Source organism: Desulfovibrio sp. SGI.133 (assembly GCF_050313955.1).
Classification (GTDB): domain Bacteria; phylum Desulfobacterota; class Desulfovibrionia; order Desulfovibrionales; family Desulfovibrionaceae; genus Desulfovibrio.
Genome location: NZ_JBNPMK010000009.1, coordinates 24024 through 39357 on the forward strand (window position 1 = coordinate 24024; position 15334 = coordinate 39357).

Annotated in this window: 14 protein-coding genes and 1 tRNA gene; 11 read left to right on the forward strand and 4 right to left on the reverse strand. The window is 61.3% G+C overall.

Annotated features, from left to right (window positions below; translation table 11 throughout):
- Positions 1 to 49: 49 nt before the first annotated feature.
- The 6 genes from nikA to ACQRBR_RS10540 all read left to right on the forward strand — a co-directional run bounded on the left by nikA (position 50) and on the right by ACQRBR_RS10540 (position 6096).
- Positions 50 to 1636 carry a nickel ABC transporter substrate-binding protein gene (gene nikA / locus ACQRBR_RS10515; protein ID WP_427812950.1) on the forward strand — a complete coding sequence of 529 codons (1587 nt, stop codon included), beginning with the start codon at positions 50 to 52 and terminating at the stop codon, positions 1634 to 1636.
- Positions 1637 to 1702: 66 nt separating this feature from the next.
- A complete protein-coding gene (gene opp1B / locus ACQRBR_RS10520; protein ID WP_427812951.1) occupies positions 1703 to 2638 on the forward strand; it encodes a nickel/cobalt ABC transporter permease in 936 nt (311 codons plus the stop codon).
- Entirely contained in the window at positions 2635 to 3480 is an 846-nt protein-coding gene (gene opp1C / locus ACQRBR_RS10525; protein ID WP_303878845.1) for a nickel/cobalt ABC transporter permease, read from the forward strand. Before opp1B ends, opp1C begins: the two co-directional genes overlap by 4 nt.
- Positions 3477 to 4289, forward strand: a complete 813-nt coding sequence (locus ACQRBR_RS10530) for an ATP-binding cassette domain-containing protein (RefSeq protein WP_427812952.1) — start codon at positions 3477 to 3479, stop codon at positions 4287 to 4289. Before opp1C ends, ACQRBR_RS10530 begins: the two co-directional genes overlap by 4 nt.
- Positions 4289 to 5113, forward strand: coding sequence for an ABC transporter ATP-binding protein (locus ACQRBR_RS10535; RefSeq protein WP_427812953.1), 825 nt, complete (start codon positions 4289 to 4291; stop codon positions 5111 to 5113). The genes ACQRBR_RS10530 and ACQRBR_RS10535 overlap by 1 nt, the downstream gene beginning before the upstream one ends.
- A 203-nt stretch (positions 5114 to 5316) precedes the next feature.
- Positions 5317 to 6096: a class I SAM-dependent methyltransferase gene (locus ACQRBR_RS10540; RefSeq protein ID WP_427812954.1), complete on the forward strand. Its 780-nt coding sequence runs from the start codon at positions 5317 to 5319 to the stop codon at positions 6094 to 6096.
- A 161-nt stretch (positions 6097 to 6257) separates the two neighbouring features.
- Here the strand turns inward: ACQRBR_RS10540 and ACQRBR_RS10545 are convergent, their stop codons facing one another.
- A complete protein-coding gene (locus ACQRBR_RS10545) occupies positions 6258 to 6767 on the reverse strand; it encodes a MucR family transcriptional regulator (RefSeq protein ID WP_300705689.1) in 510 nt (169 codons plus the stop codon).
- A 431-nt stretch (positions 6768 to 7198) separates the two neighbouring features.
- Here ACQRBR_RS10545 and ACQRBR_RS10550 point away from each other — a divergent pair, with 431 nt between their 5' ends.
- The 4 genes from ACQRBR_RS10550 (at position 7199) to ACQRBR_RS10565 (ending at position 11823) form a co-directional block, all read left to right on the forward strand.
- Positions 7199 to 8386 carry a mandelate racemase/muconate lactonizing enzyme family protein gene (locus ACQRBR_RS10550; protein ID WP_303878820.1) on the forward strand — a complete coding sequence of 396 codons (1188 nt, stop codon included), beginning with the start codon at positions 7199 to 7201 and terminating at the stop codon, positions 8384 to 8386.
- Positions 8387 to 8443: 57 nt separating this feature from the next.
- A complete protein-coding gene (locus tag ACQRBR_RS10555) occupies positions 8444 to 9742 on the forward strand; it encodes an MFS transporter (protein WP_303878813.1) in 1299 nt (432 codons plus the stop codon).
- Between the two features lie 118 nt (positions 9743 to 9860).
- A complete protein-coding gene (locus ACQRBR_RS10560) occupies positions 9861 to 11108 on the forward strand; it encodes an MFS transporter (RefSeq protein WP_427812955.1) in 1248 nt (415 codons plus the stop codon).
- 55 nt (positions 11109 to 11163) lie between these two features.
- Positions 11164 to 11823, forward strand: a complete 660-nt coding sequence (locus ACQRBR_RS10565) for a GntR family transcriptional regulator (RefSeq protein ID WP_303878809.1) — start codon at positions 11164 to 11166, stop codon at positions 11821 to 11823.
- A gap of 307 nt (positions 11824 to 12130) precedes the next feature.
- Here ACQRBR_RS10565 and ACQRBR_RS10570 read toward each other — a convergent pair.
- From ACQRBR_RS10570 to ACQRBR_RS10580, 3 genes are all read right to left on the reverse strand, one after another.
- Positions 12131 to 12225, reverse strand: a tRNA-Ser gene (locus ACQRBR_RS10570).
- Positions 12226 to 12321: 96 nt separating this feature from the next.
- Positions 12322 to 13035 carry a nicotinate (nicotinamide) nucleotide adenylyltransferase gene (gene nadD, locus ACQRBR_RS10575; protein WP_427812956.1) on the reverse strand — a complete coding sequence of 238 codons (714 nt, stop codon included), beginning with the start codon at positions 13033 to 13035 and terminating at the stop codon, positions 12322 to 12324.
- 2 nt (positions 13036 to 13037) lie between these two features.
- A complete protein-coding gene (locus tag ACQRBR_RS10580; protein ID WP_321128306.1) occupies positions 13038 to 14297 on the reverse strand; it encodes a glutamate-5-semialdehyde dehydrogenase in 1260 nt (419 codons plus the stop codon).
- Between the two features lie 322 nt (positions 14298 to 14619).
- On the opposite strand from ACQRBR_RS10580, the gene ACQRBR_RS10585 reads away from it, so the two are divergent.
- Complete coding sequence (locus ACQRBR_RS10585; protein WP_427812957.1) at positions 14620 to 15327, forward strand: tetratricopeptide repeat protein; 708 nt, start codon at positions 14620 to 14622, stop codon at positions 15325 to 15327.
- Positions 15328 to 15334 lie beyond the last annotated feature (7 nt).

Below are 15334 nucleotides of genomic sequence, written 5' to 3' on the forward strand. Positions count from 1 at the left end.
ACGCTTTTTAAAAACATGCCACTATTGTGGGGAGGTTCCTGTGGAAAAAATGAGGATAGGCAAACTGCTGGTATGCTGGTTGCTGCTCTGCGGCCTGAGCCTGCTGGCCGGCTGCCGGGAGCAGGAGAAGGGACAGGCCGGTGCGCCGCGCGAGGAGCTGGTCTATGCCAGCACCAAGGACATCCGGGACATCAATCCGCACCTGTACGGCGGCGAGATGGCGGCCCAGGGCATGGTCTTCGAGCCCCTGGTCATCAACACGGCGGAAGGTGTCCGGCCCTGGCTGGCCGAAAGCTGGGAGATCTCGCCCGACGGCCGCGTCTATACCTTCCATCTGCGCCGTGGTGTGACCTTCAGCGACGGGACGCCCTTCGATGCCGAGGCCGTCCGCCTGAACATGGATGCCATCATCGCCAATCGCCTGCGCCACGCCTGGCTGGACATGATCAACGAGATCGAACGCCACGAAGTCGTGGACAGCCACACCTGGCGTCTGGTACTCAAGCACCCCTATTATCCGACCCTCATCGAGCTGGGACTGTTGCGGCCTTTCCGTTTCATCTCGCCGTCCTGCTTCATCGACGGCCAGACGCGCAACGGCGTGCGCGGCCTTGTGGGCACGGGCCCGTGGATCCTGAAGGAACACAAGGAGAACCAGTACGCCCTGTTCACGGCCAATCCCTCTTACTGGGGAGAGAAGCCCCGTTTGCAGGCCGTGCGCTGGAAGGTGATGCCCGACCATCAGGCCATCCTGCTGGCCCTGCACAAGGGGGACGTGGATCTGGTGTTCGGGGCCGATGGCGACATGCTCAACCTGGACAATTTCGACGCCATCCGCCGTGAGGGGCGCTATGCGGCGGCCATCAGCCAGCCCATCGCCTCGCGGGCCATACTGCTCAATGCCCACCAGCCGTTCACCCGGGAGCGGGATGTGCGCCTGGCCCTGCAGTACGCGGTGGACAGGGAAGGCATCGCCGCCACCATCCTCAACGGTTCCGAGACCGTGGCCCCCAGCCTGCTGGCCCCCACGGTGGCCTATTGTGACCTGCCGCTGGAGGCGCGCGGCTATGACCCGGACAAGGCCGCACGTCTGCTGGACGGGGCGGGCTGGCTCATGGCGGCCGACGGCTGGCGCTACAAGGACGGACGGAGGGCCGGCGTGCGCCTGTATTACAATTCGCAGAATGCGCAGGAGCGCAGCATCGGCGAGTACATGCAGGCGGACCTGAAAAAGATCGGGGTGGAAATGAAGATCGTGGGCGAGGAGAAGCAGGCCTTTCTGGATCGCCAGAAGAGCGGCGACTTTGAATTGCAGTATTCCCTGTCCTGGGGCACGCCTTACGACCCGCAGTCCTATATTTCCTCGTGGCGTATCCCGGCGCACGGGGACTATCAGGCCCAGCTGGGTCTGGAGCGCAAGGAATGGCTGGACGTGGCCATCACTCGGTTGATGACCGAGACGGACGAGGAGCGCCGCAAGGCCCTGTATGCGGAGATCCTCGGTTATGTGCATGACGAGGGCGTCTACATCCCGCTGACCTATTCCCGTACCAAGGCCGTCCACGTGCGGGAGCTCAAGGGCGTTTCGTTCGGCGTGTCGCAGTACGAGATCCCCTTCGAGAAGATGTATTTTTGATGCACCGCGTTCCCGGTGTCCGTCAGGCATGGCCTGGAGGCACCGGGACAAAGATGAAGGATGGACATGAAGCATTGCCTGTTGCGCCGCCTGCTGGGGCTCGTGCCGCTCTTGCTGGGGATATCGTTCCTGTCGTTCGTCCTCATCCAGCTCAGCCCCGGGGACCCGGCGGAAGTGGCCATACGGGTCAACGACCAGACCCCCACGCCGGAACTGCTGGCCGAGGTGCGCGCGCAGTTAGGGCTGGACAGGCCCTTTCCGGAACGCTACCTACGCTGGCTTGCGGATGTGCTTCGGGGCGACCTGGGCACGAGTTATGTGAACGGTCGGCCCGTGGCCGGGGAGCTGGCCCGGGCCCTGCCGCCCACGCTGATGCTGGCGGGGACGGCCGCGGTCATCATGCTGGCGTGCAGCCTGGCCGTGGCCTTGGTCTGTGTCCGTCATGAGGGCAGGGTGGTGGACCGTCTGTTGCGGGCCCTGCTTTTCCTGGGCACCTCCGTACCGGCCTTCTGGGCGGGGCTGCTGCTGATCTGGCTGTTCTCCGTCCATCTGGACTGGCTGCCCACCGGCGGCCTTGAGGGGCCGTCCTCGCTGGTGCTCCCGGCCATGACGCTGGCCCTGCCCTATCTGGCCGCCTATGCCCGGCTGTTGCGCAACAGCATGGTGCAGACCGCGCAGGAAGACTTCGTCCTCTACGCCCGGGCCTGCGGCCGCAGTCGGGGGGCCATCCTGCGCATGGTGCTCCGCAATTCCCTGCAGGCCAGCCTCACGGCCCTGGGCATGAGCCTGCCTAAGCTGGTGGCAGGCAGCTTTGTGGTGGAGTGCATTTTTGCCTGGCCCGGTCTGGGGCGCCTGTGCGTCACGGCCATCTTCAACCGGGATCTTCCCGTCATCCAGGCTTATGTCCTGCTGATGGCCGTGCTGTTCGTGGCCGGCAACCTGTGCATGGACATTTGTGCGGGCCTGCTGGACCCGCGTCTGCGCGAACGGGGGCTGCGATGAGGTGTGTACGGGCATTGCTGCATGACAGGGCTGGCCTGGCCTGCCTGCTGTTCCTGGGCATCGTGCTGCTGGCGGCCCTGCTGGCCCCGTGGCTGACGCCCTGGGATCCGCTGGCCGTGGACGGCAGCCGCAAGCTGGCCCCCTGCGGGCCCGAACACTGGCTGGGCACGGACAGGCTGGGGCGCGACATCTTTTCCCGCCTGCTCTACGGGGCCCGGGCCACGCTGGGCGTCTCGCTGCTGGCCATGGGGGCCACAGTCTCGCTGGGGGCCCTGCTGGGCATGCTGGCGGGCCTTGTGCGCGGGCGGGTGGAGTCCTGCCTCATGCGGCTGTGCGACGTGATGCTCTCCTTCCCCGGCGAGGTCATGGTGCTGGCCATCGTGGGCATGCTGGGGCCGGGGCTGGAAAATGTGGTGCTGGCCTGCGTGGTGGCCAAGTGGCCCTGGTACGCGCGCATGATGCGGACCATCACCCTTCGGTATGCGGACAGGGACTTCGTGCGTTTCGCGCGTGTGGCGGGCTACGGCACGGGCCACATCATCAGGCGTCACCTGCTGCCCTGCGCTGCCGGGGAGATCAGCGTCCTGGCCACGCTGGACACCGGCGCGGTGATCCTGATGGTCTCGGCCCTGTCCTTTCTGGGGCTCGGCGTGCAGCCGCCCACACCGGAATGGGGCATGATGCTGGGCGAGGCGCGCGAGGTGATGGTCCTGTACCCGTGGCAGATGCTGCCGCCCGGGCTGGCCATCCTGCTGGTGGTGGCGGCCTGCAACTATCTGGGCGACAGCCTGCGTGATGCCCTGGACCCCAGGCACGCCCTGCACAAGGAGCCTGTGCTGTGAATCATGGACATCCCGCGCCGCTGCTGGAACTGCGGCATGTCTCCGTCACGGAGGGCCTGTCCGGCAGGCCGCTGGTGCAGGACGTGAGCTTTTCGCTGCAACGCGGGCACTGTCTGGGCATCGTGGGCGAGAGCGGCAGCGGCAAAAGCCTGCTCTGCCGGGCCCTGCTGGGCCTGCTGCCGTCCGGTCTGGTCCGGAGCGGGCAGCTGCATTTCGACGGCCGCGACCTGGGCCGTCTCGAGCCCGTAGGCTGGCGGGAGCTGCACGGCACGGGCATGGCCGTCATCCTGCAGCAGGCCATGACGGCCTTCGATCCTCTCAGACCTTTGGGAAAACAGCTGGAGGGGACCATGCGGGACAGGGGGCGGATGTCCGCAGCCCGGGCCCGGGAGGCTGTTTGCGAGGCCCTGCAGCGGGTGGATCTGCCGGAGACTGTCCTGAGCAGCTACCCGCACCAGTTGTCCGGCGGCATGCTGCAACGCTGCATGATCGCCCTGACGCTGGCCCTGCGGCCCGCGCTGGTGGTGGCCGATGAGCCTACCACCGCTCTGGATGCCTGCCATCAGCAGCAGGTGCTGCGCTGTCTGGCCGACGTGGCCCGTGATGCCTCACTGATCTTCGTCTCGCACGATCTTGGCGCCGTACAGCAGCTGGCCGACGAGGTGCTGGTCATGCAGGCGGGGCGCTGCGTCGAGTACGGGCAGGCGGCACAGCTTTTCGATGCGCCGGGCCATGCCTGCACCCGGCATCTGGTCCGTACCCGGCTGGCCCTGTGGCGGGGCTTCCGGCAGGCTCTGGGAGACAGGTGATGAGCGGCAGCGACATCTTCCTTTCCGTCCGGGATATTTGGAAGACCTACGCCGTCCCCCATGGAGGGGGCTCCCGGCCCGTGCTGCAGGGGCTGGACTTTTGTCTGGAGCGGGGCGAGATGGCGGGCCTGGTGGGCGAGAGCGGCAGCGGCAAGAGCACGCTGGCGCGTCTGCTGCTGGGGCTGGAGCGGCCCGACCGTGGTACCGTGCTGCTGGAAGGCCGACCCTTGCGGCAATGGCGGGCCGGGGGCGGGAGGCTCTCCGTGGTCTTTCAGGACTATGTGACCTCGGTCAATCCGGGATTTACGCTGGCGGAGGCCGTGGACGAGGGGCTGGGGCCGGGCTGTCGTCTTTCCCGCCGGGAGCGGCGGCGGGAAGTGGACAGGCTGCTGGAGCGCGTGGGGCTTTCGCCTTCATTGTCCGGTCGCCTGCCGCATGAGCTCAGCGGCGGCCAGGTGCAGCGGGCCTGCATCGCGCGGGCGCTGGCCGCGCGACCGTCCTTTCTGGTGCTGGACGAGGCCGTGAGCTCGCTGGATGTCCCGGTGCAGGTGCAGGTACTGGAATTACTGCGGGACATCCGCAACGACATGACCTGCCTTTTCATCACCCATGATCTTCAGGCCGCGACGCTGGTCTGTGACAGTCTGCTGGTCTTGGATCAGGGCCGCTGTGCGGAGCATCTGCCGGTGTCGCAGCTGGGGAGCGCCCGCAGCCCGCGCTTGCGGCGGATGCTGGAAACAGTCGTCCCGTTCCGCTCCGCATGGGACGGGAGCTGTGACGAAGCTGCCGGGATAGGAAGAGCCACCGGGGCGACGAAGGTCTGAACGACGGGAGCGCATGCCTCCGCCGTAACGCATCCTGCGGGCATGGCGGCAGGGAGACCGCAGATTTGCGGCACGGCACCGGCAGGGAACGACCGGCCACATCCCGTCCATGAGACGGGCAAGATTTCGTGATCGTGCCGCAGGGGAAAAGACGGCCCAGAGGCAAGGGCTGCCGATACCCGCACGACACCGTAAAGGAGCACATGATGGAGCAGACTGCCGGCATCCCCGGGGATGCTGTTAAGGCCCGGCCCGGGCTCGACGGGCGCATCCGGCGTTACTGGACCCGGCGTTCCGATGCTTTCGGGCAGGTACGCCGTGAGGAATTGCAGAGTGACAAATCCTCCCTGTGGCGGGCGGAGATCCTGCCCTGGCTGCCGCGCAGGGAAGACGGGACCGCCCTGCGTATACTGGATCTGGGCACGGGCGCGGGATTTTTTGCCATCCTGCTGGCACAGGCGGGCTGCGAGGTCACGGGCGTCGATCTGAGCGAGGGGATGCTCGCCCAGGCCGCCGCACTGGCCGATGAGGCAGGCTGCTCGGTGGACTGGCGCTGCATGAGTGCCACCGAGCTGGATTTCGGGGATGCGTCCTTTGACGGCGTCCTGGCCCGCAACCTGACCTGGACGCTGACGGATCCCGAGGCGGCCTATGCGGAGTGGCTGCGGGTGCTGCGGCCCGGCGGTGTTCTGCTCAATTTTGATGCCGATTACGGGGCAGTGGACTTTACCCGGCTTGCCGATGAAAAGGGGCAACATGCCCATGCCGACGTGGATAGTGCCCTTTTGCAGGAAGGGGAGGACATCCGCCGGGCCCTGCCCCTGAGCCGCCGGGAACGGCCGCAGTGGGACATGGAGGCCCTGGCACGGGCAGGCTTTGTCCGTTGCAGCTGTGATACCGGGCTCAGCGGACGGATCTTCGTCCGGCGGGACGCCACCTACAATCCGGTGCCCATGTTCGCTCTGCGCGCGTATCGCCCCTGATGCTCTGCCCTGTGGTGGGGCTCGGAGCTTTGTCGCGACTGTCGGCATGTCGGAATAAACAAAGAAGGGGATGCCCACGGGCATCCCCTTCTTTGTTTATTTTCATTACGGGACGGACCATGCCCGCTCCCGGGAGCGGAGCAGGCCATGCCATGATGGCGTTAGGCGTTTTCGGCCCGGCGTTTTTCCTTGCGGGCCTGCTGGGCCCTCTGGACATTGCGGCGCATCTTGGCTTCGAAATTCCGGGACATCAGCTTCTGTTCGGAAGGATAGCCGCAGAGGTATTTGTACTCTTCCACATTGATGCCGTGGCTGGACAGGTGGCGGGAGGTCAGGGAACAGGCCTCCTTGCCGCACAGGCAGCAGGTGATGGTGTTGTCGGTGATGGCTTCCGCAGGATTGAAGACCAGATCGGCCTTGGTGAAGATTTTTTTGGGGGCCGGGGCGGGCTTCTTTTCCTCTTCGACGGGAAGAGGTTCGTCCACGGGGGGCAGAGCGGCAGGCGCGGCCTCTTCGACCTTCACAGGCTGCTCGGCCTGCGCGTTGATCCGGCGCTCGATGGCCATATTAAGGATCTTTGCCTTTTCGTACTGCTCCATGATGAATTCGATGGGCTGGTCGCTATATTTGTTGAAGATAGCATTAAAAATATCTTTGTCTTCAAGAGCCATAAAAGTCCCTCCTTTTATTCATATGCCAAGGGCGAACGTATATGAGTAATATCTGTCTGGCAAGCTTTAATGATCGTTTTTATGGTTATAAATTATTTGATAAAAGTATTAACAGGTATGATAATTATTTTATTTGCTAATATGGCATATTTATGGCGGCATCTGTGATCAGAGCATGGTTGCAGAAAAACTTCGTCGCTTTCTGTCCCTGGGAAGAAGGGGTGATTGGTTTGCCGGGCACAAAATTTTTTCAAATATAATAAATGCCGGGGCCAGGCTGCTTAGTGCCTGTTGTCAAAGGATTTTTGCCTGATATAATAGATAATATACTGTAATATTTTACTTTTTTTGTTGAACTGCTCCACGGGGGACGCTAAAGGAAAAAATACGCGGAACTTTTACCGCAGAAGACATCTGCGTAAGGAGCAGCCATGAAAATCACAAGTGTTGAAGTGTTCGATTGCCAGATCAACAAGCATTATCCTGACATGGTCATGTTCGAACCTATCCTGATCCGTATCAATACGGATGAAGGGATCAGCGGTATCGGCGAAGTCGGTCTTGCCTATGGCTATGCTGCCCAGGCTGGTGCGGGCATCGTGCGTGACCTGGCCCGCTGCATCATCGGCATGAACCCGCTGAATGTGGAACAGATCTGGGAAAAGTTGTTCCGTGATACGTTCTGGGGATGTGGCGGGGGCCCTGTGATCTATGGCGGCATCAGTGCCATTGATATCGCCTGCTGGGATATCCGTGGCAAGGCCGCCAACCTGCCCCTGTACATGCTGCTTGGCGGCAAGACCAATCCGACATTGCGCTGCTATGCCAGCCAGATCCAGTTCGACTGGGATCTGAAGCATGCCTACATGAAGGATCCTGAAGACTACGCACGCGCTGCCCGCAAGGCCATGGCCGACGGTTATACTGCCGTCAAGGTCGACCCCCTTATGGTGGATGAACATGCCAAGCGGAATCCCAAGCACACCGGCTACGGCATCCTGCCGCAGTTCGATCTGAACATGGCCGTGGATCGCGTGACGGCCATCCGTGAAACCAGCCCCGACCTCGACATCATCATCGAACTGCATTCCTTCCTCAGCTGCAACGCCGCCATCCAGCTTGCTGAAAAGCTGCGTCCGCTGCGCATCTTCTACTATGAGGAGCCCATGCACTCCATGCATGTGGAAAACATGGAGCTGATCGCCCGTACCATCAACATCCCTGTGGCCACAGGCGAACGCGTCTACACGCGCTGGGGCTACCGTCCGTTCCTGGAAAAACGCGCACTGGCCGTGGTGCAGCCGGATATCTGCCTTGCCGGCGGTATCACGGAGACCAAAAAAATCTGCGACCTTGCCAACATCTATGACGCGACGGTGCAGATCCACGTCTGCGGCGGTCCTGTCTCCAAGGCTGCGGCGCTGCATATGGAAACGGCTATCCCCAACTTCCTGATCCATGAACATCACTCTTATGCCCTCAAGCAGTGCATCCGGGAGCTGTGCACGCAGGATTACCAACCCGTCAGAGGCCAGTATCAGGCGCCGGAGCTGCCGGGTCTGGGACAGGAGCTCAATGATGAGGTAGTCAAGCAGTATCTGGTCGCTACCGTGAAGTAGACCGACCTTTTCCCGTCTGCCGCACGTGTTGCGGCAGACGGCCATACGGAGGAAATCATGGTGGTGCAAGGATCTGTAGCCGCGGTGTCGGAAAAGCCGACCCACAAGCGTTTTACCCTGCTGGCTATTTTGCTGCTGACCATTACGGTGGCGTATATCGACCGAGTCAATATCACCGTGCTCATGGCAGACCCGGCCTTTCTTAATGACCTGGGTCTGACGAACAATCCGGCCAAAACAGGCTTGCTGATGTCGTGCTTCCTGGTGGCTTACGGTATCGGCAATGTATGTCTGAGCGGCCTGGGCGATATCCTGGGCCCCAAAAAATCCATGATCATGGCCATCATCATCTGGTTCGTGGCCATGCTGGTGGGCGGCTTTGCTACCATACTGGGCGTGATGCTGCTGTCCCGCTTCTTGCTGGGACTTGGGGAAGGTCTGCATTTTCCCATGATGAACACTTACTGCCGGGCCTGGTTCCCGGTTCAGGAAAAAGCAAAGGCCAGTGCCATCTGGTTCATCGGTACCAGTGTGGCCCCTGCTATCGGCATGCCCGTCTTTGCCTGGATCGTGGCGACACACAGCTGGCACTGGACGTTCTTTTTTGCCGCTTTCATCGGGCTGATCCCTTTGTTCTTCCTGGGAATGACTGCTGATACGCCGCGCCAGCACAAGACCATCAATCAGGCGGAGATCGACTATATCGAACAGGGACAGGTCGCCGGTACGGAGGCTGCGCCGGCAGAGCCGGAAGGTTCGGCGGTCAAGCGTATCCTGGCGAACCTCAAGGTCCTTTCCAAGATCAAGCTCTATTGGTGCGTCGTCGTCTACTACTGCGTGCACAATGTCGTGTACTGGGGCCTTTTGACGTGGCTTCCTGCCTACTTGAAGACGGAACGTGGTTTCTCCTGGTCCGAGATGGGCTTCCTGGCCTCCATGCCCTTTATCCTGGCCATCGTCTGCAAGCTGATCGCCGGTTGGGCATCTGACAAGCTTGGTCGCCGTGCGCCCTTCATCATCCTGGCGACCGTGGGCGTAGCTGCGTCCCTGTATTTCGCGTCGACACTGACCAACAACTATGCCTCGGCCATCTGCATCTGTCTTGGTATGGCCGCCATCACTCCGGGGGCTCCCCTTGCTCTGACCATGCTCCAGGAGCTCATCCCCAAGGATGTGATTTCCATCGGTACCGGTGTCATGAATGGTCTGAGCATGCTGTGCGCAGCCATCAGCCCCGTATTCTTGGGGTATCTGATGAGCGTTCTGGGAAGTTTTGCCGCTGCGCTGACCTTCCTGATCGCCGTGGCCCTGGTGGGAACAGTTTCCGCCGTCATCCTGACCATGAACAAGTATTGACAGAAAAACATTTCAGGCAGCCGCCCTGTGCGGCTGCCTGTCCTGAAGACAGCCGCAAAGATGCAGCTGTCGGCAGGCGCCCTTCCTTTGTTCCGCTGTTTGCCAACCGGTGATCGATATGAAAAATTTTTTCCACAGCGCACAGCAGTACCGCTGGCTTGTCTGGGGCCTGCTGGCCGCAGCTTACATGATCAGCTTTTTCCACAGGATGTCTGTATCCGTCGTCAAGGATGACTTGATGACACAGTACGGCCTCAGCGTCGTGGAGTTCGGCAGCCTGGCATCCATGTATTTTTATGCCTACTGCCTGGCCCAGATCCCTTCAGGCCTGTTGGCAGACAAACTGGGGGTCCGGCGGACAGCCACGGCATGCATCACACTTACGGGGCTGGGGACACTGCTTTTCGGCTGTGCCGAGGGGGCGACCATGCTTTTTGCCGGCCGCTTCATCGTCGGCCTGGGGGTAGCTTCGAGTTTTGTATGTGTCATGAAGTGCCAGTCGCAATGGTTCCGTGAGCGGGAATTCGGTACGCTTGCCGGGTTGTGCCTGTTCGTCGGCACTATCGGTAGCGTCAGTGCCCAGGCTCCCCTGGGGGCCTTGGTGAGCGCGGTCTCTCTCTCCGGGGCATTTTATAGTATCGGCGCTGCCACGCTGCTGCTGGCTCTCGCCTGCGTCCTGTTCGTGCGCGATACACCGCAAGATCTTGGCTTTGCTCCCATTGTAGAAAAAACATCACCTGCTGGCGGCAGTTCTGTGTCGCTGGCCAGGATAATCAGGGATCCCGGCCTGTTGGCCCTTGATATCTTTTATTTTTTCATGGGCAGCCAACTTCTTGGTTTTGCCGGATCCTGGAGCATCGCCTATCTGAGGGACACTTATGCATTGCCGTTGCAGCAGGCTTCGACCTTGGCTTCCGTACAGCTTGTTGCCTTCATGGTGGGCAGTCTTGTGATCGGCTATCTTTCGGACAGGAGCGGACGCCGCAAACCTTACATCGTCTGGCCGTTCGTGATCGTGGCCCTGACCTGGGGGATCCTTGCCGTTGGACAGGATGCTTTGGGGCTTTCATGCGGGATCGTCCTTCTTGGTGTAGCCGGCTTTTTTTCCGGGGCTTTTTCCGTTATGATGACTCTATGTAAAGAATTGACGCCTGGGCCCGCTACCGGGACTGCCATTGCCGTGCTGAATACATTCGGATTCGGAGGGATTGCGCTCTCCACCCCTCTGTATGGGTATTTTTTGTCCATTGCTGAAGGTACCGGCAACCATGCCTATGCCGTTATATTCATGGCCGTCGTAACAGGACTTGGATGCCTCACCAGCTTTTTCCTTAGAGAAAGCGGAGGGCGGCAGGCAATGATGTAAAAGAGGTTCTTCAACCTCTGCCGGTCAGGCCTCATGTCCCAGTGAGGAGATGAAGATGGGAAATGTGCCGTCCGCCGCAGATATCGTTTACCGCAAGATCAAGAAGCAGATTTTTTCCAAAAAACTGCTTCTTGGTCAAAAGATCGTTGACACCGACTTTGTAGAAGAGTTTCGCGTATCGAAAACTCCGGTACGCGAGGCTTTTCTTCGTTTGAAAAGCGAGGGATTACTGGAGATCCATCCTCGCAGCGGTACATTTGTGTTCAAATTTTCGCGTAATGACCTCAGCTCTCTGGTACAGGCACGTATCTGTATCGAAGAAGGGGCATTGCGCTGTGCCTATCTTGCAAATCCTGTCCATCTGTGCTCGGCATTTGAAAAAAGTATTTGTGACAGCAGACGCCGTCTTGCTGAGGGAGAGCTGGATTCATATCTGGAACTCGATAAAGAATTCCATAATGTCATTTTTCGTTATTCAAAAAATGCTTATCTTGAATCGTATTATAATATAATGTTTGATAAGATAAATATCTTAAGATCTTATCTTTCCCTGAACCAAGACTTTATTTATAATTCTGTTGAAGGGCATAGCAAGATTGCAGAATATGTTGCAAATGATGAAATAGATGCTGCATGTCGCCGCCTGCGTGAGCATATCGCCAATGCCTTCAATGATGACTTCCTCGATTTTCTCAACGCTGTCGTAAAACGCTGAGATATCATATGTAGACTATACCATTCCGGATGCTGTATCGCTCCGGATGCTTCGGGCGGTATTCGGAAAAGGTCCTTGGGTCCTCTTGATAAATGCCGGATACAAGAAATCCCGCAGGCTGCTCCCTGCGGGATTTCTTGCATGGGGGATAGCATGTCCGCCTTATGGGAAAGGGAAAACAGCAGCCCAAGGTTTCCCCTCTTTTTGAGGTTGCCCTGCTTATCGACGGGCTTGAACCTTAAAAACAGAAAAAGTCCGCTCAGCTCAAGGCTTTGCGGACTTTCTTTGATTTCTGTGGACTATGATGTGGCGGAGAGGGTGGGATTCGAACCCACGTACCGGCTATTAACCGATAACTCGATTTCGAGTCGAGCGCGTTACGGCCAACTTCGCTACCTCTCCGCTCTTTGGAGCTGTGCATACACAGCAAGGCCGAAGGCATTATTTAGTCTGTTTCGGCGAAAAAAGCAATAAGTTTTCTTGCCGTCCCGGGCGGCATCAGGCCTCATCCGTCCTGGTCTCGGGCAGCCAGTGCGCAAGCACAGTCTCCCTGTGGGCATCCAGCAGGTCCAGTACGGGCTTGGGCACCAGAAAATCCACGTTCAGGCCGTGCAGCCAGCGGTGGCGGATGCGCGAGGCACTGACCGAGATCCACGGCAGGGGCACGAAGTGGACCTGCCCGCCGCCGGGCAGGCGCATGCGGCGGCTCCCAGGCAGGACAGGCTCGCACGGCCGGGCACCGGGCCACATGCTTTCCGTGGCGGCAAGGAAGTTCTTTTCCGAGCCTTCACCGCGCGGCACCACCACCAGCTGGCAGAGTTCGGGCAGTTCCAGGCCCCGGTGCCAGTGGGGCAGCAGGGCATAGTCCGGGTTGCCGAGGATGAAGAACAGGGGCCGTTCCGGTGTCTCTTCACGACAGGCCTGCAAGGTGTCCCAGGTATAGGAAAGACCGGGGCGCCCGGCTTCCATGCGATTGCACGAAAGGCCCGGCAGACCGTCCAGACAGGCTTCCACCATGGCGGCCCGCAGGTCAAAGGGCAGCAGGCCGCTCACCACTTTGTGCGGCGGTGTGGCGCAGGGCATCAGCTCCACGCTGTCGGCCAGGGGGCGCAAGGTCTCCGCCATTTCGATGGCCAGACGCAGATGCCCCACATGCGGCGGGTTGAAACTGCCGCCGAACAGGGCCCGGCCCGCTGCGCGCTTCCCGTCCATGTCTATTGCCGCACCTGCCCCTGACCGAAGACCACGAACTTGGTGGTGGTCAGTTCCTGCACGCCCATGGGGCCGTAAGCATGGAGCTTGGAGGTGGAGATGCCGATCTCCGCGCCAAGACCCAGCTGGCCGCCATCGTTGAAGCGGGTGGAGGCATTGACCGCCACCATGGAGGCATCGGCCTCACGCAGGAAGCGCATGGCGTGCTCGTGATCGTTGGTGCAGATGATCTCCGTGTGATTGGAACCGTAGCGGGCGATGTGCGCCAGGGCCGCGTCCATGTCGTCCACCACGCGGACGGCCAGGATCAGGGCGTGGAATTCCTGTCCCAGATCGTCAGGGCTTTGGGCCTTGGCCGTGGGCCCCAGCAAGGGCAGGGAGGCGGGACAGGCGCGAAACTCCACACCGGCCTCGCCCAGGCGCCGGCCCACACGGGGCAGGAAGGCCGCGGCGCAGTCCTTGTGCACCAGCAGGCATTCCAGGGCGTTGCAGACACCGGGACGCTGCACCTTGCCGTTGAAAACGATGTCCAGGGCCTTGTCCAGGTCCGCGTCCGCGTCCACGAAGGCATGGCAGACGCCCTTGTAATGCTTGAGCACCGGCATGGTGGCGGCTTCGGTCACGGCACGCACCAGACCTTCGCCACCGCGCGGGATCATGACGTCGATGTATTGATCGAGCTTGCACAGCTCGGTGACCGCGGCGTGATCCGTGGTCGTCACCAGCTGGGCCGCATCGGCGGGCAGACCGGCCTCTTCCAGGGCCTGGCGCAGCAGGGCGGCCAGGGCGGTGTTGGAGTGCAGGGCCTCGCTGCCGCCGCGCAGGATCACGGCATTGCCCGCTTTCAGGCAGAGGATGGCCGCGTCGATGGTCACGTTGGGGCGGGCCTCGTAGATCATGGCGATGACGCCTAGCGGCACGCGCATACGGCCCACCAGCAGACCGTTGGGGCGCTGCCACTGGCTGTCCATGGCGCCCACGGGGTCGGGCAGGCCGGCCACATGCAGGCAGGCGGCGCGCATGTCGGCCAGTACGGAGGGATGCAGGGTCAGGCGGTCCATGCGGGGGGCGTCCAGGCCTCGGGCGCGGGCCGCGTCCAGATCCTGCGCGTTGGCGGTGCGCAGCTCGGCTTCCCGCTCTTCGAGCAGGGCGGCCAGACGGGTGAGGGCGGCGTTTTTGGCCGCGGGGCTGGCCTTGGCCAGCAGGCGGGCGGCTTCCTTGGCCTTTTGGCCGAGCAGGGTCATTTCTTGTGCCAAAGTCATACGGGCTCCTTGGGTTGGCTCGTCTCTCTATACGCTGCCGCAGGAACGAGGGCAAGGGGACGGCCCCCTGTACGGGATGCCGTTGGGCGTCCGGATATCCTTCTGTTTTTCGGGGGGGAAAGGTTCCGGTGCGGAAGGCGGATATGCCTCCGGTTTCCGGCAAACGTCCTCCCGGGAAGAGGAGCGTCCGGCCCCGGGATTCCCTACTGTCGGCAGGGGGTTTTTCTTTGACAGAAGGCCGCTCCCTATCCTACATAAATAGACCGCACCGTGACAGCTTCGGCGACCGCGGGCGAAGCTTTTGCAAGGAGCACTGAAAGAAATGAATCCTGTCAGACCTCAGAATACCCCTGAATCTCCTACCCTGCTCAATGACCTCAAGGCTGAGGTGAGCGCGGAAAGCGCACCGCTGCTGCAGTTCATCGTGCGCAACAGCGGGCTGATCGTGGGCGTGGTGGTCGTCCTTCTGGTGGCCCTGGTAGGCACCGCCGTGTGGCGCTGGCATCAGGGCGGCCTGCAGGCCGAGACCCAGACAGAACTGGCGCGTATCGGCATCACCATGAAGGGCGGGGATCGCCTCAAGGCGCTGGACGACCTGGCAGCCAAAGCTCCCGAGAACATGCGTTACAGCATCTATCTGATGCAGGCCGAGTTCGCCATGCAGGATCAGGATTACAGCCGTGCCGAGCAGGCCTATGCCACGGCGGCCAAGCTGGACGCCGACGGTGCCATGGGCCTGATGGCCGCTCTGGGCCAGGCCGGCGCGCTGATCAAGCTGGATCGTCCCGCTGATGCCGTGACCCTGCTGCAGGGCCTGGAGAGCCGCGCCACCGAGGACGGCCGTGCCACCCTGCGCATGCTGCTGGGCGAAGCCGCCGAAGCGGCGGGCAAGACCGATGTGGCCGTTGCCGCCTATGAAGCCCTGGCCGCCTCGCAGCCTGGTCTGGACGGTGAGTTTTACCGCTCGCGCGCGGAAGCGCTGGGCGGTGGCAAGACCGCGCCCGTGAAGGACGGCGCGGAGAACAAGTAGTAAGAAC

What these genes read in the sequence shown, in the direction of transcription:
- nikA (WP_427812950.1), top strand. Translation starts at nt 50, where the DNA reads ATGAGGATAGGCAAACTGCTGGTATGCTGGTTGCTGCTCTGCGGCCTG.
- opp1B (WP_427812951.1), top strand. Translation starts at nt 1,703, where the DNA reads ATGAAGCATTGCCTGTTGCGCCGCCTGCTGGGGCTCGTGCCGCTCTTG.
- opp1C (WP_303878845.1), top strand. Translation starts at nt 2,635, where the DNA reads ATGAGGTGTGTACGGGCATTGCTGCATGACAGGGCTGGCCTGGCCTGC.
- ACQRBR_RS10535 (WP_427812953.1), top strand. Translation starts at nt 4,289, where the DNA reads ATGAGCGGCAGCGACATCTTCCTTTCCGTCCGGGATATTTGGAAGACC.
- ACQRBR_RS10540 (WP_427812954.1), top strand. Translation starts at nt 5,317, where the DNA reads ATGATGGAGCAGACTGCCGGCATCCCCGGGGATGCTGTTAAGGCCCGG.
- ACQRBR_RS10545 (WP_300705689.1), bottom strand. Translation starts at nt 6,767, where the DNA reads ATGGCTCTTGAAGACAAAGATATTTTTAATGCTATCTTCAACAAATAT.
- ACQRBR_RS10550 (WP_303878820.1), top strand. Translation starts at nt 7,199, where the DNA reads ATGAAAATCACAAGTGTTGAAGTGTTCGATTGCCAGATCAACAAGCAT.
- ACQRBR_RS10555 (WP_303878813.1), top strand. Translation starts at nt 8,444, where the DNA reads ATGGTGGTGCAAGGATCTGTAGCCGCGGTGTCGGAAAAGCCGACCCAC.
- ACQRBR_RS10560 (WP_427812955.1), top strand. Translation starts at nt 9,861, where the DNA reads ATGAAAAATTTTTTCCACAGCGCACAGCAGTACCGCTGGCTTGTCTGG.
- ACQRBR_RS10565 (WP_303878809.1), top strand. Translation starts at nt 11,164, where the DNA reads ATGGGAAATGTGCCGTCCGCCGCAGATATCGTTTACCGCAAGATCAAG.
- nadD (WP_427812956.1), bottom strand. Translation starts at nt 13,035, where the DNA reads ATGGACGGGAAGCGCGCAGCGGGCCGGGCCCTGTTCGGCGGCAGTTTC.
- ACQRBR_RS10580 (WP_321128306.1), bottom strand. Translation starts at nt 14,297, where the DNA reads ATGACTTTGGCACAAGAAATGACCCTGCTCGGCCAAAAGGCCAAGGAA.
- ACQRBR_RS10585 (WP_427812957.1), top strand. Translation starts at nt 14,620, where the DNA reads ATGAATCCTGTCAGACCTCAGAATACCCCTGAATCTCCTACCCTGCTC.